The organism is Pseudomonas sp. B21-056 (assembly GCF_026016325.1).
In the GTDB taxonomy this organism is placed as follows: domain Bacteria; phylum Pseudomonadota; class Gammaproteobacteria; order Pseudomonadales; family Pseudomonadaceae; genus Aquipseudomonas.
Map to the genome: position 1 here is coordinate 2,572,511 of NZ_CP087203.1, position 25,721 is coordinate 2,598,231.

21 protein-coding genes and 1 pseudogene are annotated in these 25,721 nt (G+C 62.3%); 14 read left to right on the forward strand and 8 right to left on the reverse strand.

Features of this window, described 5'->3' with window-relative positions; translation table 11 throughout:
- Positions 1 to 46: 46 nt before the first annotated feature.
- Positions 47 to 1,645 (reverse strand): GMC family oxidoreductase, encoded by a 1,599-nt coding sequence (locus LOY67_RS11505; protein WP_265067272.1) that lies wholly within the window; start codon positions 1,643 to 1,645, stop codon positions 47 to 49.
- Positions 1,646 to 1,672: 27 nt separating this feature from the next.
- Complete coding sequence (locus LOY67_RS11510; protein WP_413776184.1) at positions 1,673 to 3,193, reverse strand: aldehyde dehydrogenase; 1,521 nt, start codon at positions 3,191 to 3,193, stop codon at positions 1,673 to 1,675.
- A gap of 239 nt (positions 3,194 to 3,432) precedes the next feature.
- Here LOY67_RS11510 and LOY67_RS11515 point away from each other — a divergent pair, with 239 nt between their 5' ends.
- Complete coding sequence (locus tag LOY67_RS11515) at positions 3,433 to 4,341, forward strand: LysR family transcriptional regulator (protein WP_265067274.1); 909 nt, start codon at positions 3,433 to 3,435, stop codon at positions 4,339 to 4,341.
- Here LOY67_RS11515 and argE read toward each other — a convergent pair.
- The 3 genes from argE to LOY67_RS11530 all read right to left on the reverse strand — a co-directional run bounded on the left by argE (position 4,308) and on the right by LOY67_RS11530 (position 7,746).
- Positions 4,308 to 5,474, reverse strand: coding sequence for an acetylornithine deacetylase (gene argE, locus LOY67_RS11520; RefSeq protein ID WP_265067275.1), 1,167 nt, complete (start codon positions 5,472 to 5,474; stop codon positions 4,308 to 4,310). The genes LOY67_RS11515 and argE overlap by 34 nt on opposite strands.
- Positions 5,475 to 5,504: 30 nt before the next feature.
- The gene (locus LOY67_RS11525) at positions 5,505 to 6,179 is read right to left on the reverse strand and encodes a DUF1028 domain-containing protein (protein ID WP_265067276.1); all 675 of its coding nucleotides are present in this window, start codon (positions 6,177 to 6,179) and stop codon (positions 5,505 to 5,507) included.
- Between the two features lie 184 nt (positions 6,180 to 6,363).
- Positions 6,364 to 7,746 carry an aspartate aminotransferase family protein gene (locus LOY67_RS11530; protein WP_265067277.1) on the reverse strand — a complete coding sequence of 461 codons (1,383 nt, stop codon included), beginning with the start codon at positions 7,744 to 7,746 and terminating at the stop codon, positions 6,364 to 6,366.
- Between the two features lie 166 nt (positions 7,747 to 7,912).
- Here LOY67_RS11530 and LOY67_RS11535 point away from each other — a divergent pair, with 166 nt between their 5' ends.
- The 3 genes from LOY67_RS11535 to LOY67_RS11545 all read left to right on the forward strand — a co-directional run bounded on the left by LOY67_RS11535 (position 7,913) and on the right by LOY67_RS11545 (position 10,463).
- Positions 7,913 to 8,518: a TetR/AcrR family transcriptional regulator gene (locus tag LOY67_RS11535; protein ID WP_265067278.1), complete on the forward strand. Its 606-nt coding sequence runs from the start codon at positions 7,913 to 7,915 to the stop codon at positions 8,516 to 8,518.
- Between the two features lie 135 nt (positions 8,519 to 8,653).
- Positions 8,654 to 9,964, forward strand: coding sequence for a flavin-containing monooxygenase (locus LOY67_RS11540; protein ID WP_265067279.1), 1,311 nt, complete (start codon positions 8,654 to 8,656; stop codon positions 9,962 to 9,964).
- A 61-nt stretch (positions 9,965 to 10,025) separates the two neighbouring features.
- On the forward strand, positions 10,026 to 10,463 hold the full coding sequence (locus LOY67_RS11545) for a RidA family protein (RefSeq protein WP_265067280.1): 438 nt from the start codon (positions 10,026 to 10,028) through the stop codon (positions 10,461 to 10,463).
- A gap of 39 nt (positions 10,464 to 10,502) precedes the next feature.
- Here the strand turns inward: LOY67_RS11545 and LOY67_RS28460 are convergent, their stop codons facing one another.
- Positions 10,503 to 11,258, reverse strand: a complete 756-nt coding sequence (locus LOY67_RS28460) for a methyl-accepting chemotaxis protein (RefSeq protein ID WP_413776211.1) — start codon at positions 11,256 to 11,258, stop codon at positions 10,503 to 10,505.
- A 102-nt stretch (positions 11,259 to 11,360) separates the two neighbouring features.
- Positions 11,361 to 12,554 (reverse strand): annotated as a pseudogene (locus tag LOY67_RS28465) (HAMP domain-containing protein); the annotation flags it as partial.
- A 362-nt stretch (positions 12,555 to 12,916) separates the two neighbouring features.
- On the opposite strand from LOY67_RS28465, the gene LOY67_RS11555 reads away from it, so the two are divergent.
- From LOY67_RS11555 to LOY67_RS11570, 4 genes are all read left to right on the forward strand, one after another.
- Positions 12,917 to 14,365 carry an APC family permease gene (locus LOY67_RS11555; protein WP_265067282.1) on the forward strand — a complete coding sequence of 483 codons (1,449 nt, stop codon included), beginning with the start codon at positions 12,917 to 12,919 and terminating at the stop codon, positions 14,363 to 14,365.
- A gap of 88 nt (positions 14,366 to 14,453) precedes the next feature.
- The gene (locus LOY67_RS11560) at positions 14,454 to 15,875 is read left to right on the forward strand and encodes an aldehyde dehydrogenase family protein (protein WP_265067283.1); all 1,422 of its coding nucleotides are present in this window, start codon (positions 14,454 to 14,456) and stop codon (positions 15,873 to 15,875) included.
- An 11-nt stretch (positions 15,876 to 15,886) separates the two neighbouring features.
- Positions 15,887 to 17,236, forward strand: a complete 1,350-nt coding sequence (locus tag LOY67_RS11565) for an aminotransferase class III-fold pyridoxal phosphate-dependent enzyme (RefSeq protein ID WP_265067284.1) — start codon at positions 15,887 to 15,889, stop codon at positions 17,234 to 17,236.
- 86 nt (positions 17,237 to 17,322) lie between these two features.
- The gene (locus LOY67_RS11570; RefSeq protein ID WP_265067285.1) at positions 17,323 to 18,648 is read left to right on the forward strand and encodes an alginate export family protein; all 1,326 of its coding nucleotides are present in this window, start codon (positions 17,323 to 17,325) and stop codon (positions 18,646 to 18,648) included.
- Between the two features lie 33 nt (positions 18,649 to 18,681).
- On the opposite strand, the gene LOY67_RS11575 is transcribed toward LOY67_RS11570, so the two are convergent.
- The gene (locus tag LOY67_RS11575; RefSeq protein ID WP_265067286.1) at positions 18,682 to 19,440 is read right to left on the reverse strand and encodes an IclR family transcriptional regulator; all 759 of its coding nucleotides are present in this window, start codon (positions 19,438 to 19,440) and stop codon (positions 18,682 to 18,684) included.
- A gap of 272 nt (positions 19,441 to 19,712) precedes the next feature.
- On the opposite strand from LOY67_RS11575, the gene LOY67_RS11580 reads away from it, so the two are divergent.
- From LOY67_RS11580 to LOY67_RS11605, 6 genes are read left to right on the forward strand one after another with little or no spacing between them, the layout of a single operon-like run.
- Complete coding sequence (locus LOY67_RS11580; RefSeq protein ID WP_265067287.1) at positions 19,713 to 21,254, forward strand: acetolactate synthase large subunit; 1,542 nt, start codon at positions 19,713 to 19,715, stop codon at positions 21,252 to 21,254.
- Between the two features lie 10 nt (positions 21,255 to 21,264).
- Entirely contained in the window at positions 21,265 to 22,755 is a 1,491-nt protein-coding gene (locus LOY67_RS11585) for an aldehyde dehydrogenase family protein (RefSeq protein WP_265067288.1), read from the forward strand.
- Positions 22,756 to 22,781: 26 nt separating this feature from the next.
- Complete coding sequence (locus tag LOY67_RS11590) at positions 22,782 to 23,576, forward strand: SDR family NAD(P)-dependent oxidoreductase (protein ID WP_265067289.1); 795 nt, start codon at positions 22,782 to 22,784, stop codon at positions 23,574 to 23,576.
- A gap of 12 nt (positions 23,577 to 23,588) precedes the next feature.
- A complete protein-coding gene (locus LOY67_RS11595; RefSeq protein WP_265067290.1) occupies positions 23,589 to 24,626 on the forward strand; it encodes a YCF48-related protein in 1,038 nt (345 codons plus the stop codon).
- 11 nt (positions 24,627 to 24,637) lie between these two features.
- Positions 24,638 to 25,087 carry a VOC family protein gene (locus LOY67_RS11600; protein ID WP_265067291.1) on the forward strand — a complete coding sequence of 150 codons (450 nt, stop codon included), beginning with the start codon at positions 24,638 to 24,640 and terminating at the stop codon, positions 25,085 to 25,087.
- Positions 25,088 to 25,101: 14 nt separating this feature from the next.
- A complete protein-coding gene (locus LOY67_RS11605) occupies positions 25,102 to 25,704 on the forward strand; it encodes an amino acid synthesis family protein (protein ID WP_265067292.1) in 603 nt (200 codons plus the stop codon).
- The last annotated feature ends 17 nt before the right edge of the window (positions 25,705 to 25,721 follow it).

Below are 25,721 nucleotides of genomic sequence, written 5' to 3' on the forward strand. Positions count from 1 at the left end.
CTTCCTGGTGCGAAAAGCGGCGTTTTTCTCAAGTCATTTCAAGCCTTCAAGAGCCCGTGGTCCGGCCCAGGATCAGGTCCGCCGCCTTCTCGCCGATCATGATGCAGGGCGCATTGGTGTTGCCGCTGATCAATGTCGGCATGATCGAGGCATCGACCACACGCAGTCCCTGAATGCCGTGCACCTTCAGGTCCGGCCCGACCACACTCATGGCGTCGATTCCCATCTTGCAGGTGCCCACCGGGTGGAACACCGTTGCCGCATACTTCCGCACGTAGGTCATCAGCTGTTCGTCCGTCTGCACGTGGGCACCGGGCAGTATCTCCTTGCCCCGAATGCCATCGAACGGTTGATCGGCGAGGATCCTGCGTGCCAGTTTCAGGCCTTCGATCAATACCCTGGCGTCCTCGGGATCGGAGAGGAAGTTGAAGTCGATGACCGGTCTGGCCTCCCGGTCCAGGCGTATCTCGCCGATGCTCCTGGGCCTTAGTACGCAGGTGTGCACGGCATAACCGTGTCCCCACTCGAACAGCCGTCCGCGATGGCTGCGATAGCCTGGCACGAAATGAAATTGCACGTCGGGCAGGGCCTTGGCCAACGGCGTACGGGCGAAGCCTCCAGCCTCTACATAATTGGTCGTCAGCCAACCTTTTCTGCGCAACAGATAACGCAGCGGCGATAGGATAATGCTCGGCAAGGCGCCCAGTGAAAAACCCAGAGTCAGCGGGCTTTTCGAGCGAACGGTGATGAGCCCGTCGAGGTGATCCTGCAGGTTCTTGCCGACACCGGGCAGGTCATGTTCAACCCTGATCCCGGCACTCTGCAGTTCGCTCGCAGGCCCGATGCCTGACGCCAGCAACAGGCTCGGGCTGCCCAGTGATCCTGCCGACAGAATGACCTCGCGGTTCGCACCCAGGACGAGAGTCTTGCCGTCCGATATCACCTTCACGCCCTTGGCCACTCGCTGCTGGAGCATCAAGGCCTGCACTGAGCAATCGGTGATCACGGTGAGGTTGGGGCGATCAAGCACGGGAGCGACAAACGCGCGATAGCTTGACAGGCGCCGGGCGTTTTTCTGCGTCAGGTTGTAGAGGCCACAGCCTTCGAGCGTTTCGCCGTTGAAGTCGTCGTTGAGAGGGATGCCCACGCGCTGCGCGGCTTTGACGAACAGTCGCGACACCGGATTGGGATCGCGTGCCGCCTCGACGTGCAGCTCGCCTGTTGTGCCATGCAGGCGTGGGTCCTGGCCGAGCCGGTTGTTTTCCGATTGCTTGAAGTAGGGCAGCACACTGTCCCAGTCCCACCCGGAACAACCGGCCTGGGCCCAGCGATCGTAATCACTGGCGTGGCCGCGAATGTAGATCATGCTGTTCATCGAGCTGGAGCCGCCCAGCGCCTTGCCGCGCGGCGTGTGCAGGGTTCGGCCATTGAGATGCTGTTGCGGCGCCGAGAAGAAGTTCCAGCTGTACTTTTTGCTTTTGTACAACGTGATGGTTCCGGCGGGCGTCTGGATGCGCAGGCTGTTGTCGTGGCCGCCGGCCTCGATCAGGCAGACGCTGAGGTCGGGATCGGCGCTCAAACGGTTCGCCAGGACGCAACCGGACGAACCGGCGCCGACAATGATGTAGTCATATTCGGTTTTCATGAGAGCGTCCAAGTGCTATGCCATGGCTCAACGCAGTTGAAACCAGGTGGTCTTCAGTTGTGTGTATTTGTCGAAGGAATGCAGCGACAGGTCGCGGCCGAAGCCGGACTGCTTGCCACCACCGAACGGCACGCTGACGTCCAGCGCGTCGACGGTATTGACCGAAACCGTTCCCGCATTCAGGCGGCTGGCGACCCGGTGCGCGCGATTGAGGTCGTCGCTCCACACCGATGCTGCGAGTCCATAGATGTGCTCGTTGGCCATCTGCACGGCCTGGTCTTCGTTGTCGAACCGGGTGATCGCCAACACCGGGCCGAATACTTCTTCGCGGGACAAGCGCATGTCCGGCGTGACGTCAGTGAACAGTGTTGGACGGATGAAGTTATCCGAGCCGTTGATGATGACTCGCTCACCGCCCGTCACCCGTCGTGCGCCGCTGTCGCTCGCCTCGCCAATGTAATCCATGATGCGGGCGGCCTGGGTGGCGTCGACGATAGCGCCCATTTTGCTGGCGGGATTCAATGGGTCGCCGGGCTGCCAGTGCTGCGCTTTCTCGATCAGGCGCTCGACGAACTCATCGTGGATCGAGCGTTGCACCAACAGCCGTGAGTTGGCCGAGCAGACTTCTCCCTGGTTGAAAAAAATGCCGAACGCAGCTTTCTCCGCTGCCAGATCCAGATCCTGGCAATCGGCGAACACCAGGTTCGGGCTCTTGCCACCGCACTCCAGCCACACCTGCTTGAGGTTGGATTGCGCGGCGTACTGCATGAAGTATTTGCCCACCTGGGTGGAGCCGGTGAAGGCCAGCGCATCGACATCCGGGTGCAGGCCCAGCGCACGTCCTGCCTGTTCACCGAGGCCGGTGATGACGTTGAACACACCCTCCGGTACGCCCGCTTCCAGCGCCAGTTCAGCCAGGCGCAAGGCCGAGAAGGGCGATTGTTCGGCGGGTTTAAGGATCACGCTGTTCCCGGCGGCGAGCGCCGGGGCGAGTTTCCAGGCCGCCATGTCCAGCGGGAAATTCCACGGCACCACCGCAGCGATCACCCCCAGGGGTACGCGAGTGATGGTCGCCAGCGTGCCGGGACCGGTCGGTGCGACTTGGTCGTACAGTTTGTCGAGGCTTTCGGCATACCAGGCAAATACATGGGCCGCCCCCGGCACGTCGATGCCATAGGCGTCCATCACCGGTTTGCCCATGCTCAGGGAGTCAAGCAACGCCAGTTCTTCGCGATGGGCCAGGATCGATTCGGACAGGCGCAGCAGGATGGCTTTGCGTTCCCTGGGGTGCATGCGCGCCCAGGGGCCGGTTTCGAAGCATTGGCGAGCGATCTGGACCGCCTTGTCGACGTCGGCATCCGAGCACGCGGCCACATTGGCCAGCAAGGCATTGGTGGCCGGATTGATCACTGCAAAGGTTTCACCGCTATAGGCCTGGTGAGACTGGCCCGCGATCATGGCGCTGCTGATAAACCGTTGGCTATCAGCCAGATGTTGCCAGCTTTTCAAGTCCGTCACTGCACACTCCTGAATGGCCTCCAGGGCCATGTTCACAATCGGTGGGGCCGATAGTGGTGGAATGGAAGACGACGGGAAACTAGTAAAAATGTCGTTGCTATCGATAAAAAAGCTCGCCTGAAAGGCGTCCTTGTTGATGCCCCACAGGCTGTTCGAGGATCGCTTTTTTAGCTTCATTGGGCAGCAATTTGCTTGTTTCCTCGCTGCTGTGAACATCGCAGAATAACGCGCAGGACCCGGTACTCCGGTTCACCCAGTTCGAGGTAGCTATGGCCGCTTACAATCTGCGACAACTCAAGTACTTCGTCACCACGGTGGAGTGCGGCAGCGTCGCCGAGGCCTCGCGCAAGCTCTACATCGCGCAGCCTTCGGTCTCGACCGCGATCAAGCACCTGGAAGAGAGCTTCGCCGTGCAGTTGTTCATCAGGCACCACGCCCAAGGCGTGTCACTGACCCCTGGTGGCGCGCGGTTCTATCGCAAGGCTCAGGAACTGCTGCGCGTGGCCCATGAATTCGAGCAGAACGCCCTGGCGGACAACGATATCGTTGCGGGTCAGATTGACATCGGCTGTTTCGAAACCGTCGCACCGTTGTACCTGCCGCGGCTGATTTCCGGTTTCCGCGACCGTTGGCCGGGGGTGGAAATTCGTATGCGCGATGGCGAGCAACAGGAACTGGTGCAGGCGCTGACCTCGGGCAGCATCGATCTGGCGATCCTTTATGAGCATGACCTGGACAGCACGATCGAAACCGCGCCGCTGATGGCGCCGCAGCAGCCCTATGCGTTGTTGCCCGAAGGCCATCGCTTCGCCAATCAGGCGAAGGTTTCGCTCAACGATCTGGTGCTCGAACCCATGGTATTGCTCGATGTACAGCCGAGCCGGACCTATTTTGTCAGCATCTTCGAAGAGCGCGGCTTGAGCCCACATATCCAGTTCAGCTCACCGTCGATCGAGATGGTGCGGGGTATGGTGGGACGCGGTTTCGGCTTCTCGATTCTGGTGACCCGCCCCAAATCCGACTACACCTATGATGGACAGAAAGTGGTGTGCGTGCCGCTGGCCGAACAGGTCACCGGCTCGGGGCTGTCAGCCGCCTGGCTTCGCCGCGCGCCATTGACCAAACCGGCGCAGCTGTTTGTGGATCATTGCCGGGAAGAGTTGGCACCCAGGATCTGAATCATCCGGCGCAACATCTCATCGCATCCTTCAAGTTGTTCGAGGCTCACGAACTCATCCGGCTTATGCCCTTGATCCATGCTGCCAGGGCCGCACACCACGGTAGGAATGCCGATGGCGTCGAACAGTCCACCTTCGGTGCCGAACGCAACGGTCGTGAACGCTGCTGAGCCACAGAACTGCGCAATCAACTGCGCTGCCTGGCTTCTGGCGTCGGTGGCGAGCCCCGGGTATGCCGACAGCTCGTGGAAGCGAATGTCACTGCCCGGATCGACTTCGCGCATACGCGGCAGCAATTGTTCCTTTGCGTACTGCTGCAACTGTTGGGCGACCTTGAGCGGGTCTTGGGCCGGCAGTGCACGCACTTCAAAATCGAACCGGCAATCGGCTGGTACGATATTCAACGCCTTGCCGCCACTGATCAGTCCGGTTTGCACGGTGGTGAAAGGCGGATCGAAGCGCGCGTCCTGCAAGTGTCCGGCGCGCAGGGTCGAGCCGATGCGTCCCAGTTGCGCAATCAACTCGGCTGCGTATTCGATGGCGTTGACGCCTTGGGGCGCATAGGCCGAATGGCAGGCCGCGCCCGCTACGTCGCAGCGCATCGCCAGCTTGCCCTTGTGCCCAAGCACCGGTTTGAGTTCGGTGGGTTCGCCGATGATGCACAGCAGCGGTTTGACCGGGCGTAGCTCAAGCTCGGCCAGTAACGAACGGACGCCGAGACAGCCGACTTCTTCGTCATAGGACAGCGCGATGTGCACCGGCATCCGCAAGGGCGCTGCCAGCAACCCAGGCACCGCCGCCAGGACACAAGCGATGTAGGCTTTCATGTCGGCCGTGCCGCGTCCGAACAGCTTGCCGTCTTTCTCGCTTAGCTCGAACGGTGCCACGCTCCAGGGTTGGCCGTCCACCGGCACCACATCGGTGTGACCGGACAGCACGATACCCGGCAGATCAGCCGGGCCGATCGTGGCAAACAGATTGGCCTTGCTGCGCTGCTCGTTGTAGATCAGTTCGCAGGGCACATCGAACTGCGCCAGATAATCGCGAACGAAGGCGATCAGGTGCAGATTCGATTCGCGGCTGGTGGTATCGAAGCCCACCAGAGCGGCCAGCAGTTCCCGGCTACGGCTCATGCGCGCAACCCCAGGTGAGTCATCGGTACTTTATTCATCGCCGGGCACGCCGTAACGAGGGGCTTTGGTCGGGTCGAGGGCACGGGTAATGTAATCCTGCATCTGTGGGCTGTAATCGGCCCACAGTTGTACCAGCTTGCCGACCGGATCTTCGTCAGCCCAATCCACCCGCAGATCAACGATCGGCCAGGTCAGCTCACCCACCACCACCAGCGCCGCCGAATGCACCGGGCCGGCTTCACCCCCGGCCGCCACAGCTGCCTGCATCGCTGCAATCAGCCGATCGGCCAATTGGCCGCCGCTGGTTTCAAAGGTCTGCACCAGCGTCTCGATGACCGCGCGATCGGCAAGCATGTTGCCCGCACCGACGCATTGCTCGCCGGCGAGCGCATGGTGTGTGCCCAAGGTTTCGCTGCCGCTGAAGTGGGCGGTCTGGCCGAGGTGATCGATGGCGGTCAACTGGCGAAACTGGCTGTAGCCATTGCTGGTCAGCGCCCTGTCCAGCGCCTGGGCCACGGACAGGCCGCTTTCCAATTGGTCGAGGACCTGGGGGCCAAGGGCAGGGAGGGTGATGTTCTGCGTGGCAACTGCCCCGACGCCCGGGCGCAGCCACGGGCAACGGGCGCCCACGGCAATGCTGGAGGAGCTTATGGCGATGCCCAACTGCCCTGTTTCGGCGCAACGGCCGACGATGGAAAACGTCATGGTGTGTTCGTCCTGTTTCGTCCTGACCTTCCGTCCGCTGTCCGGGCAGCGTGTGCGACGCTGCCGGACGGGGACGGTACATGACTGCATTGTGTCGACGCGCTGCAGTGGGCGAAACGAGGTTTTTTGTGGAGCCTGACTACGTAAAAACTTCTCAAGCGGCACTTGAGGCTACAGCGCCTGCCTACAGGCGCCCGTATTCTCGCGCGGTGCGATCCACCGCGATGCGGGTCTTGTCGACCAGTTCATCCAGTTCCGCACGGGTCGCGACCAGCGCCGGAGCCATGATCATGCGGCCCAGTGTCGAACGAATGATGATGCCTTCCTCGAAACCGAGGGTACGGCAGCGCCAGGCGATGTCGTTCTCGTTGACGAAGCGTTTGCGCGTGGCCTTGTCTTCGGCGAACTGCAGCGCCGCCACCAGGCCTACGCCCTGGACTTCACCGACCAGCGGATGATTGTCGAATACTTCACGCAGGCATTTCTGCAAGTAAGGCCCGGTGTCGGATTTAACCTGGGTCACCACACCCTCGTCGCGCAAGGCCTTGAGGTTGGCGATCGCCACTGCGGCGGCAACCGGATGGCCGGAGTACGTCAGGCCGTGGGCGAATACGCCGCCTTTTTCCACCAACGCTTCGGCCATGCGTCGCGACAGGATCAGCCCGCCCATGGGGATATAACCGGAGGTCAGGCCCTTGGCGATGGAGAGCGTGTCGGGCTCGAAGCCCAATGCCTGGTGGGCGAACCATTCGCCGGTGCGGCCAAAGCCACCGATCACTTCGTCGGCGCACAGCAGCACGTCGTACTGGCGGCAGATGCGCTGGATCTCCGGCCAGTAAGTCTGCGGTGGAATGATCATCCCGCCCGCGCCCTGGAAGGGTTCGGCGACGAAGGCCGCTACCTTGTCGGCGCCCAGTTCGAGAATCTTGTCTTCCAGTTGACGCGCTGCGCGCAGGCCGAATTCTTCAGGGCTCAGATTGCCTTCATGGGCGAACCAGTACGGTTCGTCGATGTGGGCAACGTCGGGAATCGTGCCGCCCATTTCGTGCATGAACTTCATGCCCCCCAGCGCCGTCGCCGCGAGTGTTGAGCCGTGGTAGCCATTCCAGCGGCCGATCATGACCTTCTTCTCGGGTTTGCCCATTACTTGCCAGAACTTGCGCACGGTGCGGATCAGCACCTCGTTGGCCTCGGAGCCGGAGTTGGTATAGATCGCATGGCTGTAGTGCGAAGGCAGCAGGCTGAACAGCAGCTCGGACAGTTCGATCACCGCCGGATGAGTCGTGTGGAAGAACATGTTGTAGTAGGGCAACTGCGCCAGCTGTGCACTGGCGGCGTCGGCCAGGTCTTTGCGCCCATAACCCAGGTTGGTGCACCACAGGCCCGACATGCCATCCAGGTAGCGATTGCCGTCGTTGTCCCACAGCGACAGCCGATCACCCCTGACCATCACCCGCGGACCTTCTTCGTTCAGGGCTTTCTGATCGACGAAGGCGTGAATGTGATGGGCGGCGTCGGACGCCTGGTAATCACGAGTGGTACGGATTGGATCGAGTTCGATGGACATTGCGCTTCTCCAGGATGATGACGCCGCGGCCTGCATTCAGGGTAGGGACGGGGCAGGGCGCGGATTAAGTTTTGGCATCTAAAAATATTTTTGTAAAGAAAATATTTGTTGATCGAAATTATTATCCGTAACCTGCGAGTTATCGAGAAACCACGCCTGGGGCACCATGACAGGACTCAGAGAGCGACAAAAAGAACAGCGCCGACAGAACATCGTCGAGGCCGCGCTGGCGTTATTCAAAGCCAATGGTTTTGGCGCCACTACGCTGGACCAGATCGCCAAGCAGGCAGGGGTCTCCTCGCCTACGGTGGTCAACTATTTCGGCGGCAAGCAAGAGATCCTGGTGGCCCTGTTGAAAGCGCCTGATGAACAGGCAATGGGTGAGGCGAGGGCGAATCTGGACGAAAACTCCGACCCACTCGACGCCCTCTGCGAACTCGAAGGCTTGATGACTCGCTATCAGTTGCGCGCAATGCCGACCTCGTTGTGGCGTGAACTGGCACCGTTCCTGTTTACCGGTGAACTGTCCCAGGCCTTCCAGCCCTGGAATGCCGCCGTCGTTGAAGAGGCCAAGGCGCTGCTCGTACATTTCCAGAAGCTGGGCAAGGTCCGTGAGTCGGTGGATATCGACGTGGCCGCCACCTTGTTCAACCAGTACGCAAACCTGGCGTTCATTCGGCTGGCGACCGAATCGGTGCCTGACCGCGAAGCCCATGCGACGCACATGCGCAGTGTGCTGGGATTGATGTGTCATGGGATGCTGACTGGATGAGGCAAGGCGCTGCCTTGATGGCGCCTCATCCAACCCCTAGTTTTTTCCTGCTCTGCGACGACAAAAATCATCATTTCGCTATCGCCTGATCCTGCACAGAATGCGCCCACACCCGCCTTCGTGAAGGACACAGGTATGACAGCTGGAAACATTGAAATCGATACGCTCGTGATCGGCGCAGGCCAGGCTGGCATTGCCATGAGCGAACACTTGAGCAAACTGGGAGTCGCTCACCTGGTCCTCGAACGCAGCCGGATTGCCGAGGCGTGGCGCACCGGACGCTGGGACTCGCTGGTGGCCAATGGGCCGGCCTGGCACGATCGTTTTCCGGGGCTTGAGTTTGACGACCTGAGCCCCGACAGTTTTGCCCCGAAAGAGCGGGTCGCTGATTACTTCGAAGCCTATGCGCGCAAGTTCAAGGCGCCGATTCGCACCGGCGTCGAGGTACGCCGGGTCGAGCGCAATGTCGGTCGTCCGGGTTTTATGGTCCAGACATCCGAAGGCGTGATACAGGCCAATCGTGTGGTCGTTGCAACGGGGCCTTTCCAGCGCCCGGTGATCCCGGCTATCGCCCCGAAAGACGAGCATCTCACGCAGATCCACTCTGCCCAGTACCGCAATCCCCAACAGCTTCCTGAGGGTGCCATCCTGGTGGTGGGCGCCGGGTCTTCCGGTACCCAGATCGCGGATGAACTGCAGCGTGCCGGTCGCGAGGTCTACCTCTCGGTGGGCCAGCACGATCGTCCTCCACGTGCATACCGCAATCGGGATTTCTGCTGGTGGTTGGGGGTGTTGGGGGAGTGGGAGCAGGCGACGATGAAGCCGGGTCGCGAGCACGTCACGATTGCCGTCAGCGGCGCCCATGGCGGGCGTACCGTGGACTTTCGCGAGCTGGCCGAGCGCGGAATGAAACTCGTCGGTGTGACCCGCTCGTTCGACAATGGCATCGTGACGTTCCAGCCGGACCTGGCCGACAACCTGGCGCGGGGCGACGAAAACTACCTGGCGGTGCTCGATGCGGCCGATGCGTACATTGAGCGCAACGGGCTGCAACTGCCGCTCGAACCCGAAGCCCGTCGTGTGTTCCCTGATCCTGAATGCGTCAGTAACCCGATTCTCGAGCTGGATCTGCTCAAGGCGGGCATCACCACGATCATCTGGGCCACCGGCTATGCCACTGATTACAGCTGGTTGAAAGTCGATGCGTTCGACGCCAAGGGTAAGCCAGTCCACCAGCGCGGTGTGTGCAGCGAGTCAGGTATCTATTTCCTGGGGTTGCCGTGGCAATCGCGGCGTGGATCTTCATTCATCTGGGGCGTTTGGCACGATGCGAAGTACGTCGCCGACCACATCGCGACCCAACGGACCTACCTCGAGTATCGCGATGCAGCGCAGCGCGAGGCCGAACGGTCCGCCTCGGTGATTGCGCGCCCCGTCGGCGCCTGATACCCCGCGCGCAGCTCTCTGAGCGCCGCGCGGCCAGCATTCTGTTTTGGAGAAGCCGCACATGGCACAACCGACCCACACCCGCATCCGCATGTTCAACACCAAAGAGACTTACCCTAACCAGTCACTGGATAACGATCTGTGCCAGGCGGTTCGCGCGGGCAACACGATCTACGTGCGCGGCCAGATCGGCACCGATTTCGAAGGCAATCTGGTCGGGCTGGGCGATCCGCGTGCCCAGGCCGAGCAGGCGATGAAGAACGTCAAGCAATTGCTCGAAGAGGCCGGCTCGGACCTGTCGCATATCGTCAAGACCACCACCTACATCATCGACCCACGTTATCGCGAGCCTGTGTATCAGGAGATCGGCAAGTGGCTCAAAGGTGTCTTCCCGATTTCGACCGGATTGGTGATTTCCGGCCTGGGCCAGCCGCAATGGTTGATGGAGATCGACGTGATTGCCGTGGTGCCGGACGACTGGCAGTCGAACCAGAAGTGATACGGACTCACGGCGAAGTGAGATCGGACATCGGCCTTTTCAGGTACGAAAGTGCCCCACCCGTTGCTGCTGATGGTCCGCCATCTCATAGAGCTGGAGGCTGGCTTGCGAGGCGTCCTGCATCCGGCTGGTCAATGTTTCGCTGATCATGCGGATGTCGCTGACGCGATGGCTGAGGTCTTCGACCACTGAGCTTTGCTCCAGGGCGGCGCTGGCGATTTGCTGGTTCATTTGTTCGATCACTTCCACGGCGTCGCTGATGTGCCGCAGCGCCACCTGGGTTTGTTCGACCTGAACCACGCTGCCCCTGGCCAGTTCGCGGCTGAGTTGAGTGTTGTGCACCACTTCCTGGCTGAGATGTTGCAACGCTTCGATCACCCTGCGGATGTGTTCGACCGAATTCTGGGTGTTGCTGGCCAGGTGTCGAACCTCGTCCGCTACCACCGCGAAGCCACGTCCCTGTTCGCCGGCCCTGGCCGCTTCAATCGCAGCATTGAGGGCCAGCAGGTTGGTCTGCTGGGCGATGGCACAGATCACGTCCAGCACCTGGTCGATCTGCTGACTGTTGTCGGCCAGGGTCTGCACCTGGCCGAGGGTGGTTTCGAGGCTTTGGTCAAGGGTCCCGATGCTGCTGACGGCGTTGGCGAACAACGCCCGGCCTGATCGGCTCGCACTTTCGGCGCGGATGGCTGCATCGGCCGCCTGGTGGGAATGGCGGGCGACTTCCTGGGCACTGGCACTCATCTCGTGCAGGGCGGTGGCGGCCAGCTCGACGTCCCGGTACTGCCTGGACATGCCTGTGCTCACTTCCTGGGCCACCTGCGAGGACGTGTCGGCGGTGTTCCGGGTGTCTTGGGACGCTTGCTGGATATCGCGGATGATGGGTTGCAGTTTGGCGAGAAAGCGATTGAACCCGTTGGCCAGTTGGCCCAGTTCGTCGCTGCGGTCGTCGGGCAGGCGCCGGGTGAGGTCGCCGTCGCCCTCGACGATGGCATCGAGCATGTCGGCGACGGTGAGCAGGGGGCGGGTCACGCCGTAGGCGGTCAGCCAGATGAGTGACAACCCGAGGCCGCCGGCCAGCAATCCCAGGCCAAGATTGACCCAGTTTGCATGTTGCTGTCTTTCATCCAACCGGGCCTGCATCTGCAAGGCCGGCGCTTGCACCAGGGCCTCGGGAACACGAATCTGCAACTGCCAGGGGGCGCCGTCTGTGACGGTCTGCACGCTCTGGCGCACGTCGACAGAAGTGTCCGATACGCTGCCACTGTGGCCGGCAAGCTGCCCCGACGGTGACAGAATGCTGATCTCGCTGTGGCCTGGATACAAGTCATCGGCCAGGCTGGCGGCGAGTTTCTGCAGGGTATCGAGGCTGATGTCCATGCCCACGACGCCGATGGTCTGGCCCTTGTCCATCAGCGGGATCGAGATACTGCTCATGAGGGTTTTCCGGCCCTCGACTTCAACCTCGTAGGGTTCTGTCACGCAAGTGCGCCGCTCCGTCTGCGGGCAGAAGTACCAGGCGTTTCCCGGCTCGCTGCCTGGCGGCGCAGCGTTGGCAATGATCTGGGTTTCGCTGAGCACTTCCTGGACCAAGTGCCCAGGCTGGCTTTGCGACCAATACAAGGCGAAGCGGCCTGTCTCGTTACCCGCCACACTCCGCTGGCCCGAGAAACCCGCGTCTTCCCCGGCCAGCGCATCGGGCAATAACACGACGTACAGCCCGAGGATCTTCTCGCGTTTGAGCAGAGCCTGGCGGGTGGCGCCGATCAGTGCCTGGCGCAGTTGTGCCGCGGTCAACCGCCCGTCCAGGGTCTGGGCGCGCAGTTGAAGAACCTCCTGGGCGAATCCTTCCCCGTACAGCGCTGTTTCGTTGAAGAAGCGCTCCACCCGTTGGCCGTGGGCAAGGGCTTGGGCCTGCAAGCGTTCCAGGGCGGATTGGCCGAGAAGCAGACTGCTCTGGTGCTTCAACAGTTTTGCGCCCTGTTGGTTCTGGTACAGGGAAGCGCCGGTCAACGCGCCGACGACCGCCAGCAGGGAGAGCCCACTCAAGAGCGTGATCCGCCACTGAATAGTGAGACGAGTGAAGAACATGCTGAGACTTCCTGCTGGCGGCTTCAGATCGCATGCAGCCAAGGCCTGGGTTGGCGTTGGACGGGCGCGTCCCACCTGATTGTTATTGTTGGGTACCCGGCGCTTGGTTCAAGGGCGGGCGAGGTCATCTTGAAGGATGCAATGTCCGCCCCGTTAGCCCGAATCGGCAGCCATTGCGGCGTGCTCGATACGGGGGCGCACCGCCTTGGGGCATGGCTTCCGATGCTGCCGATTTGGGATAGCGAACGCTTTTGGCGAGGGCATAGGATCGATTCCGGCAACACACAACCAGCGTGTGCGGAACGGTGAAGCTGGCGTGCCCCGATCCTGCAACAGCAGCCTCATACAATAAGGTTAAAAAAATGAGCGTATCTTTTCCGATCAGCAGCTCGACGGAGTTGAAGCGAGGCGCCCTGGGCGTCGGCTTCATCATTTTCTTTGTGGTATCGGCGGCAAGCCCACTGAGCGTCATCGCCGGGGGCTTTCCCATCGGCATCATGCTGGGTAACGGTGCCGGTACGCCGGCCCTGTTGATCCTGGCCCTGCTGGTGCTGCTGGCGTTCTCGGCGGGATACACCGCCATGTCCCGGCACATGACCAATGCGGGCGGCTTCTACGCCTTTACTTCCCGTGGCCTGGGCGGTCTGGCCGGCGGCGCGGCGGGGGTGTTGGCGATGTTTGCCTACAACATCCTTCAGGTGGGCCTGTACGGCATGTTCGGCGGCGTCGTCAGCGGCACGATGGCCAGTGTCTTCAACCTCGACTTGCCATGGTGGTGCTATTCGCTCCTGGCCATGGCGAGCGTGGCGATTCTTGGCTATCGCAAGATCGACCTCTCTGCGCGGGTACTTTCGGTGGTGGTCATCGCCGAGTACCTGGCCATCCTGATCCTGGATTTCGCCATTCTCAAGACCGGCGGCGACAGTGGCATCAATCTCGACTCGTTCGACCGCAGCCACGTGTTCAGCGGGACCCCGTCGATTGGCCTGCTGTTCTGCTTCGCCGCCTTCATCGGCTTCGAGGCCACCACCATCTACGGTGAAGAGGCCCGCGATCCGCACCGCACCATTCCGATTGCCACCTACAGCTCGGTGCTGATGATCGGCGGCTTCTATGCCTTGTCGGTCTGGGCAATGGTGGTTGGCGTGGGGGCAGACAAGATTGTCCCGACGTTGCAGGCCTTGCAGGACCCGACCACGTTCATCTATGGCCTGTCCGATCACTTTGTCGGACCACACCTGACCCAGGTCATCCGCATCCTGTTCATGGTCAGCATCTATGCCGGACTGCTGGCGTTCCACAATGCCGCGGCCCGTTATTTCTATGCCATCGGGCGTGACGGCCTGCTGCCTCGCCAACTGGGCACGACCCACCGGGTTCACCAGAGTCCGCACATGGGCTCGGCGCTGCAAAGCCTGATCGCTGCCGTGGTGGTGCTGATTTTCGCGGCGCTGGATGCCGATCCGATCCTGCAACTGTTCGCCTGGTTCTCCAACCTGGCGACCTTGTGCGTGATCCTGCTGATGGCGCTGACCTCGGCTGCGGTAGTGGTCTACTTCCGGCGTCACCCGGAACTGAAGCTCGGTCTCTGGCGCGGGCGGATCTTGCCGGTGTTTTCCTGCCTGGCGTTGCTGGTGGTCCTGGCGCTTGCGGTGATTCATTTCGATGTGCTGACCGGGGCCAGCGCGCTGCTGTCTTATGTCCTCTGCGCCATCATCCCCGTTGCGCTGATCGTCGGTGTATGCCTGGCGGTCCGGCTGCGCAGGGTGTCGCCCGAGCGGTTCATGGCATTGGGTAGCCACAAGCTCTAGGGCCTTGCGCGGCACTGTTCAACTCTCACGAAAAATACCGGTCCGCGTGGTACGGGACGGCCCGTCTGCGCGCGAAAGGGAGGTACTGATGCACGATTATCAAATGCTCATCAACGGGGTGGCGGTCAGCGGTGAAAAGGGTGACTTCGATGTCATCAACCCGGCCACCGGCAGCGCCTTCGCCCGATGCCCCGCCGGCTCCCTGGCCCAGTTGGACCTGGCGGTCGACGCGGCGCAGGCGGCCTTCAGCGAGTGGCGTCACAGCACTCACGAAGACCGTAGGGAACGCTTGCTGGGCATCGCGGCGGACATCGAAGCACAGGCCGAGGCATTGGCCCGTCTGATTGTTCTGGAGCAGGGCAAGCCAATGGCGCTCGCGCTCTTCGAAGTCATGGGTGCGGTGGCCTGGACGCGGTACACCGCCGAACAGCAGATTCCGGTGGAGCCGGTGGAAGAAACCCCGACCCAGCGCATCGAGCTGCACCGCAAGCCGTTGGGCGTGGTGGCTTCGATCACCCCTTGGAACTGGCCGTTCATGATCGCCATCTGGCACATCATGCCGGCGCTGCGTGCGGGCAATTGTGTGATCAGCAAACCGTCCAGCCTCACGCCTTTGAGCACCCTGAGCCTGGTGCACATCATCGCCCGTCATGTGCCCAAGGGCGTGATCAACGTCGTGACGGGCGAGCAGGGTTTCGGCAGTGCGATCACCGCCCACGCCGGCATCCACAAGGTCGTATTCACCGGCTCGACCGCCACCGGCCAGAGCGTGATGCGTGGCGCCGCCGGCAATCTCAAGCGCCTGACGCTGGAGCTGGGGGGCAACGATGCCGCCATCGTCTTGCCCGGTACGTCGGTGGAGGCCGTGGCCGAGGAGATTTTCCAGGCGGCTTTCCTGAACATGGGCCAGACCTGCGCCGCCCTCAAGCGCCTGTATATCCACCAGTCCCAGTACGAGGCCTTTGCCGATGCGCTGGTGCAGATCGCAGCGCGTCAGGTGGTGGGCGACGGCCTGGAACCCGGGGTCACCTTCGGTCCGGTGCAGAACCTTGAACAGCTGGAACTGGTCGAGGCACTGGTGGCCGACGCCCGCGCCCATGGGGCTCGCGTGCTGTGCGGCGGTGCACGTCTGGATCGGCCGGGCTTTTTCTATCCGCCGACCCTGGTGGCCGATGTGACGGACGGGCAGCGCCTGGTCGATGAAGAGCAGTTCGGTCCAGTGCTGCCGCTGATTGCCTATCAGGATGTCGAGGATGTCCTGCGTCGCGCCAATGCCAGCGACATGGGCTTGGGGGGCTCGGTATGGGGCAGCGACGTCAAGCAGGCACAGGCCTTGGCCAGTCGCCTGGAAAGCGGCGTGGCCTGGGTCAACTGCCATGCGCAGATCCAGCCGAATACGCCTTTTGGCGGCAGCAAGATGTCCGGGTTCGGTGTCGAGTTCGGCCTTGAAGGGTTGCTGGAGTTCACAGGCCAGCAACTGCTGTTTGTACGCACCCGTGAAACTGAGTGAGGACTTGAATCATGTATGAGAAATACAAGACCGCGCAGAAGAAGTTCTGGCACCCGATGAGTTCCGCGGCACCGGCGCAGCGCTCGAAAACCCTGATCATCGCCAAAGGCGACGGCAACTACATCACCGACATCGACGGCCATCGCATGCTTGATGGTGTTGGCGGTTTGTGGAACGTGAACGTGGGCCACAATCGGGCTTCGGTGAAGGCCGCCATTGCCGCGCAACTGGACGAACTGGCGTATTACCAGACGTTCGATGGCATCGCCCATCCGCGGGTATTCGACCTGGCTGAGCGACTGATCGCGATGTTTGCCCAGGAGAACATGGCCCGGGTGCTGTTCAGCGCCGGCGGTTCGGATGCGGTGGAGACGGCATTGAAAATGGCCCGTCAGTACTGGATCGCCAGCGGCGAGCCGGGGCGTACCCGTTTCCTGTCGTTGCGCAACGGCTACCACGGCGTGCACATGGGCGGCACCTCGGTGGGCGGCAACGGTGTCTATCACTACAACCACGGGCAATTGCTCGCGGGTTGCCATTTGCTCGATACGCCGTGGCTGTATCGCAACCCCTGGGATTGCCGCGATCCGGAAGAGCTGACCGCCCATTGCATCCGCCAGTTGGAAGACCAGATCGCGCTGTTGGGCTCGCAGACTATCGCAGCGCTGATCGCCGAACCGGTGCAGGGGGCGGGTGGCGTCATCGTGCCGCCGGCGAACTACTGGAAGCGACTGCGTGAAGTCTGCGATCGCCACGGCATCCTGTTGATTGCCGATGAAGTGGTGACGGGGTTCGGGCGCTCCGGCTGCATGCTCGGCAGTCGTGGTTGGGGCGTCGCGCCGGACGTGCTGTGCCTGGCCAAAGGCATCACCGCCGGTTACATCCCAATGGGGGCCACGGTGTTCAACCAACGCATCGCCGATACCATCGAGAACGGGCCGGGGTTCAGCAGTGTGATCATGCACGGCTACACCTACAGCGGCCATCCAACCGCGTGTGCCGCGGCCCTGGCGGTGCTGGATATTGTCGAGTCCGAGGACTTGCCGGGCAACGCCGGGAAAATCGGTGCCCAGTTGCTGGAGCAATTGCAACCGATGACCGATCGCTACGCGCTGGTCGGCGAGGTTCGGGGCAAGGGATTGATGATTGCCCTCGACCTGGTGGTCGACAAGGCTACCCGCGAACCCCTCGATCCGGCGACGGGCCTTGCCAGTCGCATTGCCGACGAAGCGCGCCGTGGCGGTGTGCTGGTGCGCCCGATAGGCAACAAGATCGTCCTGTCGCCGCCGCTGACCCTCACCTCTGAAGAAGCTGGCGCAATGGTTCAGGCCCTCGACAGCGCTTTCGCCACCTGCCGTTGACCCTGCAAAGCCGGCGCAGTGAGCTGCGCCGGCTTCACGAATCACCAAGACAGCCTTTGAAAGGCGCACCACAAGGAGCTTCAGCCATGCGGTATCCATCGCGTATTGAGTTTTTCGGCGGCAGTCTCGCCTGCACATTGGCGTTCTGCACCATGGGCCAGGCCCAGGCCTATGAGCTGTATGCCGACGACGACAGTCATCTCAACGCCGACGTGCTGGCGGTATTCGGCCATTTCAACAGCCGCAAGAACTACGACGGTACGCCGGGCGGATCCACCTGGCGGGAAGGTTTCATCAAATATGGCTTGAGTGGCGACCAGGCCTTGGCCGGCCATGGAACCGCCTACGGTGCATTCAGCCTGGTGAGTTCCGCGACCTGGGGGGACGGTGACGCAGCAGGAAACAGCCTGGGAACCGAACGGACCACGAAAATTGAAGATGCCTATCTGGGCTGGCGTTCCGCCGATCTGTTCCCGCTGTTGGGCCAGGACGGCGTCGACATCTCGGGCGGGCGCCAGGTGGTCAAGCTGGGCAGGGGATTCTTGATCAACGATGACGGACCGAACCTGGGCAAAGGCCCCGCCGATGGACGCCTGAACCGAGGTGGTGCCTATTACCTGGCCGCCCGACACGCTTTCGATCAAACCGCCGTGGTGCGCCTGGGCGGGCAGGACGGCGTGCATGGCAGCGTGGCGTGGCTCAAGTCCGACAACCGCGCCCAGGCCGAAACCGAACTGGCCGCCGCGACCCTGGACTACACCGCCAAGGCCGGAACGCTAGGGCTGACGTGGGTGCATGGCCTTGACGTGAATGACCGCTGGGCCAGTGATTTTCAGAAGCAACGCGAAGGGATGGATATCTACAGCGTTCGCGGTGAGGGGGATGCTGGCATCGAGAACGCCAGCCTGGCGTTTGAATACGCCTGGCAAGACAAGGACGCCGGTCCCGAGAAAGCCTGGTACGCCGAGGCCGGATACACCTTTGCGGACGTGGCCTGGGCGCCGAAGCTGACGTACCGCTATACCCGCTACTCGCAGAAATGGGACTCGCTGTTTACCGGCCAGAGTACCGGCTACGGGACCTGGTTCCAGGGCGAAGTCGCCGGTAACTACGCCGGGCCATTCAACAGCAATACGGCCATTCACCACGTCGGCCTGAAGGCGACGCCGCTGGAAAACCTGACCCTCGGCGTGCTGTTCTTCGACTTCAACACGGTGCGTAAAAGCAATGCGTTGAACCTCGATGCCCGGGAGCTGGATGTCTATGCCGAGTGGGCCGTCAATCCACACCTGATCATCACCCCGCTCGTAGGTCTCTACAAACCGGACCGGGACTCGACAAGCGGCGGTAATCAAGCGACAGGCAACGGCACCAACCTGTACAGCCAGGTGACCGTGGCTGTTCCATTTTGATGCAGGGGCTGCGGTTATGAGTCGCGCCGCAGCCTAGCGCTGGAGAGGAGCGGGTGGGTGTTGCATTTTTTCGGCGATACGCCGGCTGGTGTCCATCACCATTTCAACCACCGTTTCCTGGCGCAGCAGCTTGAAGCTTTGGCTGCTGCCGACCGCAGAAAGGCTGCCCACCACCTCGTCGATCCCGGGATTGATGATCGGCGCCGCGATACCGGTCAGCCCCTGGTTGAGTTCGTCGTGGGTCAGGCAGTAACCGTCCTTGCGGATCTTCTTCGCCGCTTTGGAAAAGCTTGCCCAGTCATAGGGGTTTTCCGGGTCGTTGGCCATGTGCTCGTCGTACAGGCGTTGCAGGCGCCGGCTCTTCTGAAAGGCGATCAGGACCTTGGACTGCGCACCGCGAAAAAACGGCAGCGGTTGGCCGCGACCGAATGCAAATTGGTAGGTGTCGGTGGGCTCGGCAATGTAGGTGTTGATGATGTGACCGTCATAGAAAACGCTGGCGAACACCGCCAGGCCGGTTTCTTCGGACAGCTGGTGCATCAGCTCGCGACCGGCTACGAGGATCGGGTCGTACTGCCGCATCATCCAGTCCAGCTCGATGATCCGAGGCCCCAGGCCGTAGCTGCCGGCGTCCACCCGGCTCAGCAGACCCGCGTCGCACAGGTCCTTGACGTAGCGATACACGGTCGCCCGTGAAAGGCCCATGTGCTCGGCAATGGTGTCGGGGTCGATCTTCAGCCGTTGCGGGCCGAACAGGTCCAGGACACTCAACATTTTACTCAGACTGCTCATTTGGCTCCTAAAGGGGAAGGGCGCGTGGCTGGCCGTTTGGTGAGCACTATAGGTAGACGCGCCTGGGATGGAAAGCCTGCTCAGCGGCTGACAGATGCGCTGCCACGTTACCCCAGGGCTTGAGAAATGCAAGCGTATTTGCCAGTTTGTACGCTCAATAAATACACATTAATCTCAAAATACGAGTTTTATGAAAATAAAGTGCTTGTTATGTTGGTTTTTGTGTGTGATAAATCTCAGCCATTGCAAACGCTCGAACAAGAGGGCTGGAAATGAATGGCGCGCAATTGATAGTGAAGGCGGCGGTGGCGAGCGGTATCGAGTACTGCTTTGCCAATCCCGGAACGACCGAAATCCCCTTGGTGGCCGCCATGGCCAGCGCTCCGGCCCTCAAGCCGGTTCTGTCACTGTTCGAAGGTGTGTGCACCGGCGCCGCGGACGGATACGGGCGGATTGCCGGCAAGCCGGCGATGACCTTGACGCACCTGGGGCCTGGTTTCGCCAACGGCATTGCCAACCTGCACAACGCCCGTCGCGCCAACACGCCGATTGTCAACGTCATCGGCGATCACGCGTCATGGCACGTCAACTACGATCCGCCGCTCGCCAGTGATATCCAGGCACTGGCCGGGAGTGTCTCCGGTTGGGTGCGTACCTCGCGCACGGCATCGGGCATTGGCGAAGATTTCCAGGAGGCCGTGCGGTCTGCCTGGCAAGCCAAGGGCCAGATCGCCAGCCTGATCCTGCCGATGGACCTGCAAGCCAACGAAGTGGCGCAGGAACGGGCCTTCACGACCTTGCACGCACCGGTTCGGCGGTTTGCCGGTGATCGGATCGAAGCCGTCGCCCAGGCGCTGCGCAATGGTCAGCGCCTGGTGTTCGTCGTCGGCGACCAGGGCTTGTCGGTCGCAGGCCTTGAAGCGGCAGGGCGCCTGGCGCAACTGCCCGGTGTGCATCTGTTCGCCGAAACCTTCCCGCGCATGAGCTATCGCGGCGGCGGCCTGCCGGACCTGGACCGCTTGCCCTATTTCCCCGAGGTGGCCATCGGCGTCCTGGACCAATACGACGCGGTGGTGTGTGCCGGTATCCCGGAACCGATCAGTTATTTCGGTTACGAAGGTATTCCTTCTCGCCTGGCCGAACGTGATCGCCTGCTTTACCTGGCTGACGTCGGGGATGACGTTGCCGGTGCGCTCACCGCGCTGGCCGACGCATTGGAAGCACCGGCCTTCGTGCCGACGCCGATGGGGGTCGAGTTGCCGCCCGCCACCGCTGAGCTGACCCCGCAGTCGATAGGGCAGGTGTTGGCCGCCTCGCTGCCGGACGACTGCATTGTCTCGGTCGAAGGTGGCACCTGCGGTTACCCGTTCTTCACCGCTTCGGCCCGTGCCGCGCGGCACCGGGTGCTGACCAACACCGGGGGCGCCATCGGCCAGGGCATTCCGGTGGGGTTCGGCGCAGCGCTGGCCGAGCGGGGCAACCGGGTGTTCTGCCTGCAATCGGACGGCAGTGCCCAGTACACCATTCAAACCCTGTGGAGCATCGCCCGCGAACAGCTGCCGGTGGTGATCCTGATCGCGGCCAACCATCGCTACGCGATCCTGCAGAACGAATTGCGCCGGTTTGGCATGACCGACCTCGGTCCCGAAGCGCTGAGCCTGACCGTGCTCGACCGTCCTCGTATCGATTGGAAGGCCCTGGCCAAGGGCTACGGCCTGGCGGCGAGCACAGTACACACCAATGCCGAATTGCAACGCGCCTTGGCCAATGCTGCCGCCGATGGCGGTCCTTGCCTGATTGAAATGGCGCTGTGAAGGAGGGGATATGAGCCAGATCCAATTGTTGCCTGCCGTCGAGAAGTTCCTATCGCAACCCGGCCGCCTGTTCATTGGCGGCACCTGGCAGGACGCCGCCGGCGGTCGCCGGTTTGCCGTGGAAAACCCGGCCAGCGAATCCAGCGTGGCTGAAGTGGCCGAGGGCGACGAACGCGATGTCGACGCTGCGGTCGCGGCAGCTCGCGCTGCCTTCACCGGACCGTGGGCGCAGCATTCACCGGCCCAGCGGGGCCTGTTGCTGTTCCGCTTGGCGGAATTGCTGGATCAGCACCGCGAAGAACTGGCCCAGTTGATCACGCTGGAGAACGGCAAGCCGATTGCCAACGCCCGTGGTGAGGCAGCCAGTGCGGCCAACATCATCCGCTACTTTGCCGGTTGGCCGACCAAGATCGAAGGCAGCACGCATCCGGTGTCGCCCGCCAGCGGCGCACCGATGCTCAATTACACCGTGCGGGAGCCCGTGGGCGTCTGCGCGCTGATCGTGCCGTGGAACTTCCCGCTGACCATGTGCGTGTGGAAGCTCGGCCCGGTGCTGGCGACCGGTTGCGTCGCGGTGCTCAAGCCGGCGGAACAGACGCCCCTGGTTGCGATTCGTCTGGTGCAGTTGATCGAAGCCGCCGGCTTCCCGGCCGGGGTGGTCAACCTGGTCACCGGGCTTGGTGCCCATACCGGCGCGCCGCTGGCCGGGCATGCGGATGTGGACAAGATCGCCTTTACCGGTTCGACCCAGGTCGGTCGGCTGATCGCTCAAGCGGCCACCGGCAACATGAAAAAGGTCTCCCTGGAGCTGGGGGGCAAGTCGCCCAACATCATCTTGCCGGACGCCGATATCGTGCGCGCCGCCAAGGGTGCCGCCGATGGCATTTTCTACAACCAGGGACAGGTGTGCACCGCTGGTTCACGTCTCTACGTGCACGCCAGCGTCCTCGACCAGGTACTGGAAGAACTCCAGCGCCACGCCGCCGCCCATGTGTTGGGCCCCGGGCTGGATCCGGCCAACAGCATGGGGCCGCTGGTGTCGGCCCGCCAACTGGGCTCGGTCCGTGGCTACCTGCAACGGGGCCAGGAAGAAGGCGCCGAGCTGATCTGCGGCGGCGACCGTCCGGCCCACCTGGAGCGCGGCCACTTCATCCAGCCCAGCGTGTTCCTTGACCGTGCCGAGCGGGCCTGCGTTGCCCGTGAGGAAATCTTCGGCCCGGTGCTGACCGTCATGAGCTGGACCGAAGTCGATGAGCTGGTCCTGCGGGCCAACGACTCGCCCTACGGCCTGGCGGCCGGTCTCTGGACCCGCGACCTGCGCTCTGCCCATCGCGTGGCCGCGCAGCTGAAGGCCGGCTCGGTGTGGATCAACTGTTGGAACGTCGTCGACCCGGCCTCGCCATTCGGTGGTTACAAACAATCCGGGTGGGGACGGGAAATGAGCAAGAACGTGATCGATGCCTACACCGAAACCAAAAGTGTCTTTGTCGATCTCGCCTGAGCCGAACAATCACAAGAGGAACTGCTATGGATCTGGAATTACAAGGCCGCGTGGCCATCGTCACCGGCGGTGGCATGGGCATCGGCAAGGAAGTCGCACGCTTTCTGTCCCAGGAAGGTTGCAAGGTGGTGATCTGCGCGCGGCGCATGGAATACCTCGAGCAAGCTGCCGAGGAAATCAGCGCAGAGACCGGCAACGAAGTGCTGCCGCTGTACTGTGACACCAACCAGATGTCGGCCGTGTCCGATATGGTGCAGGCCGCCCACAAGCACTTCGGCCGTATCGACATCCTGGTCAACGGTGCCGCGGCGCCGTCCGGCGTGGTGCGCAATGACATCGAACATGCGGGCGACGATGAGCTGCTCTCGGACCTCAACACCAAGGTCATCGGTTATTTCCGTTGTGCCAAGGCTGTGACGCCGCACATGAAGGCGGGCGGCTTCGGTCGCATCATCAACATCGGTGGCCTGACCGGTCGCGGCAGTAAGGTGCTTTCGGGGATGCGCAACCTGGCCATCGCCCACATGACCAAGACGCTCTCCGATCAGCTCGGCCCTGCCGGCATCACCGTCAACCTGATCCACCCCGGTGTGGTGGACACCCCGCACATCCAGGAGCTGTACGAACGCGAAGGGATCAAGCAGGGCAAGACGCCGGGGCAGGTCGAGCAGGGCTACATCGACGCGACGCCGATCCGCCGCACGTTGGCGCCCATCGAAATGGGCTGGCTGATCGGCTTCCTGGCATCGCCCAAGGCCGGCGCGGTGACGGGCGAGTCCATCGGCATCGATGGCGGCCTGACACGTGGCATCTTCATTTGAGGAGCAGCAGCGATGAGTAACGGAACCCTTTTGGTCGCCACCATCGGGCAGGCGGTGATCCGCAGCGCCGACGACGGCCGCACCTGGCACCGCCTGGGCCTGGGACAGGACCTGGAGTTCGATGCAATCACCCGGTCCCTGAGCGTCCATCCCGGTACGCCCGAAGTGATCTACGCCGGCACCGACGTCGGCCTGTGCGTCAGCCATGACACCGGTGGTCACTGGCAGCGGGTGGACTCGCCGTTCAACGGCCAGACCGTGTGGAAGGTCGCCGTGGACCCTGCGGATGCCCAGCGTATTTTCGTCGGTACGGGCGCACCTTCCCGTGCCGTGCTCTGGCGCACCCTCGATGGCGGCCAGAGCTGGGACCGTGCCCCGGTAGACATTCCAGAGTTCTGCGAGGGTGTCAGTCGGCCGCGCTTGCTGGCCTTCGCCTACGACCCGACCGATCGTAACCAGCTCTGGTTCGGCCTGGAGGAGGGCGGTCTGTTCCATAGCCGCGATGGCGGCGACAGTTGGACCCGTGTCGACGACCGGCTGTTGTGGGACTTCAACTCGGACGTTCACAACATCCTGGTGCTGCCCAACCACGGGCAGAAGGTCATCGTGGTGGTGTGCGTCAACGCGGTCTACCGCAGCCTCGATGAAGGACAGACCTGGACCGGCATCGTGGCCCGCGAAACCTTCGGCTTGTACTACGTGCGGGCCATGAACGCACCGCTGGGCAGTGAGAGCACGCTGTACCTGAGCATTTCCGACGGCACCCCCGGTACCACCAGCAAGGTGCTGATCTCCCGCGATGCGGCGGTCAGTTGGGAGGTGTTGCCACTGTCGCAACAACCCAACTCGTGCATCTGGGCGATTGCCTGCAACCCGGCTGACCCGCGCCAGATCGTCGCCGGCACCAAGTACGGGCACCTGTTCACTTCCGAGAACGGCGGTGACGGTTGGCAGAAGCAGTGGCGTGAGTTCAGTGAAATCGCCGATGTGCTCTGGACACCGGCGGTGGCGCAGATCAAGTCCGGGCATCAATCCATCATCAAGAACTGAGGTATCGCGCGATGAAAGTCGAGGTCGTTCGTACTCACCTGTCGCTGTTCGTGCGCGACCCGGAAACATCGGCACGCTGGTACGCCGATGTTCTGGGCATGCATGAAAGTGCCCGGGGGGACAGCTGGATCATGATGGCGTTCGGTGCCAAGCACCACGACATCGCGTTGCTCCGTGCCGAGCCGGGGGCCCATCAGGGCGGCCTGGGACTGCAGCACTACGGGCTGGAAATCGCCGGTGACATGACCACACTGCGCCAGCTCTACGGCATGTTGCTCGGCAAGGGGATCGAAGTGGTGAAAATCACCGATCACGAAATCGGCAACGGTGTGTACTTCAACGACCCCGACGGCAACCGCATGGAATTCTTCCTCGAAACCGAACACGACGATGAGCGCGGCAAGGCCCGTTTCAAGGCCGCCGGCGCGCCGAGCCGCAAGTTCGATCTCGATCCACTTTGAAAGAGCACCGATCAATGAAAACCGCAAACTTCGCCACTTACCACATCCGCAAATGGTACAGCTTTGTCGAAGAAACCCTGGCCAACGAAAGTGGCCGGCTGGCCGACGGCGAACCGTTGTTCAAATACGCCATTGGCGCCGTGATCGCCAACCCCTATGCCGGACGCTACAGCGAAAGCCTGGCCGAGTTGATCGAGCCGTCACCCTTGCTGGGCCAGGAGTTCGGTCGGCGCATCCAGGCACTGGCCGGCGAGCACGAGATCGTCAGCTACGGCAAGGCGTGCCTGGTGGGCAGCCAGGGTGAGTACGAGCATGGCAATGCGCTGCTGACCAATCCGGCGGCGGATCCGATTCGCGTCGCCCTGGGCGGCGGTAAGTCCTGGGTACCGTCCACCGGCAAGCGCGGTGGCCCTGGCGTGACCATCGACGTGCCGCTGGCTCATAAGGATGCACTGTATGTGCGCTCTCACTACGACAGCATTTCGCTTTCGTTTGGCGACGGTCCTTCGGCTGACGAACTGGTCATCATCTGGGCCTTCGCCACCCGTGGGCGTTTGCATGCGCGTCTGGGCGGCCTGCAAGCCGAGGACGTCAAGGGCAACGACGGCTTGTATTGAGGGCGTTGACCGTGGGA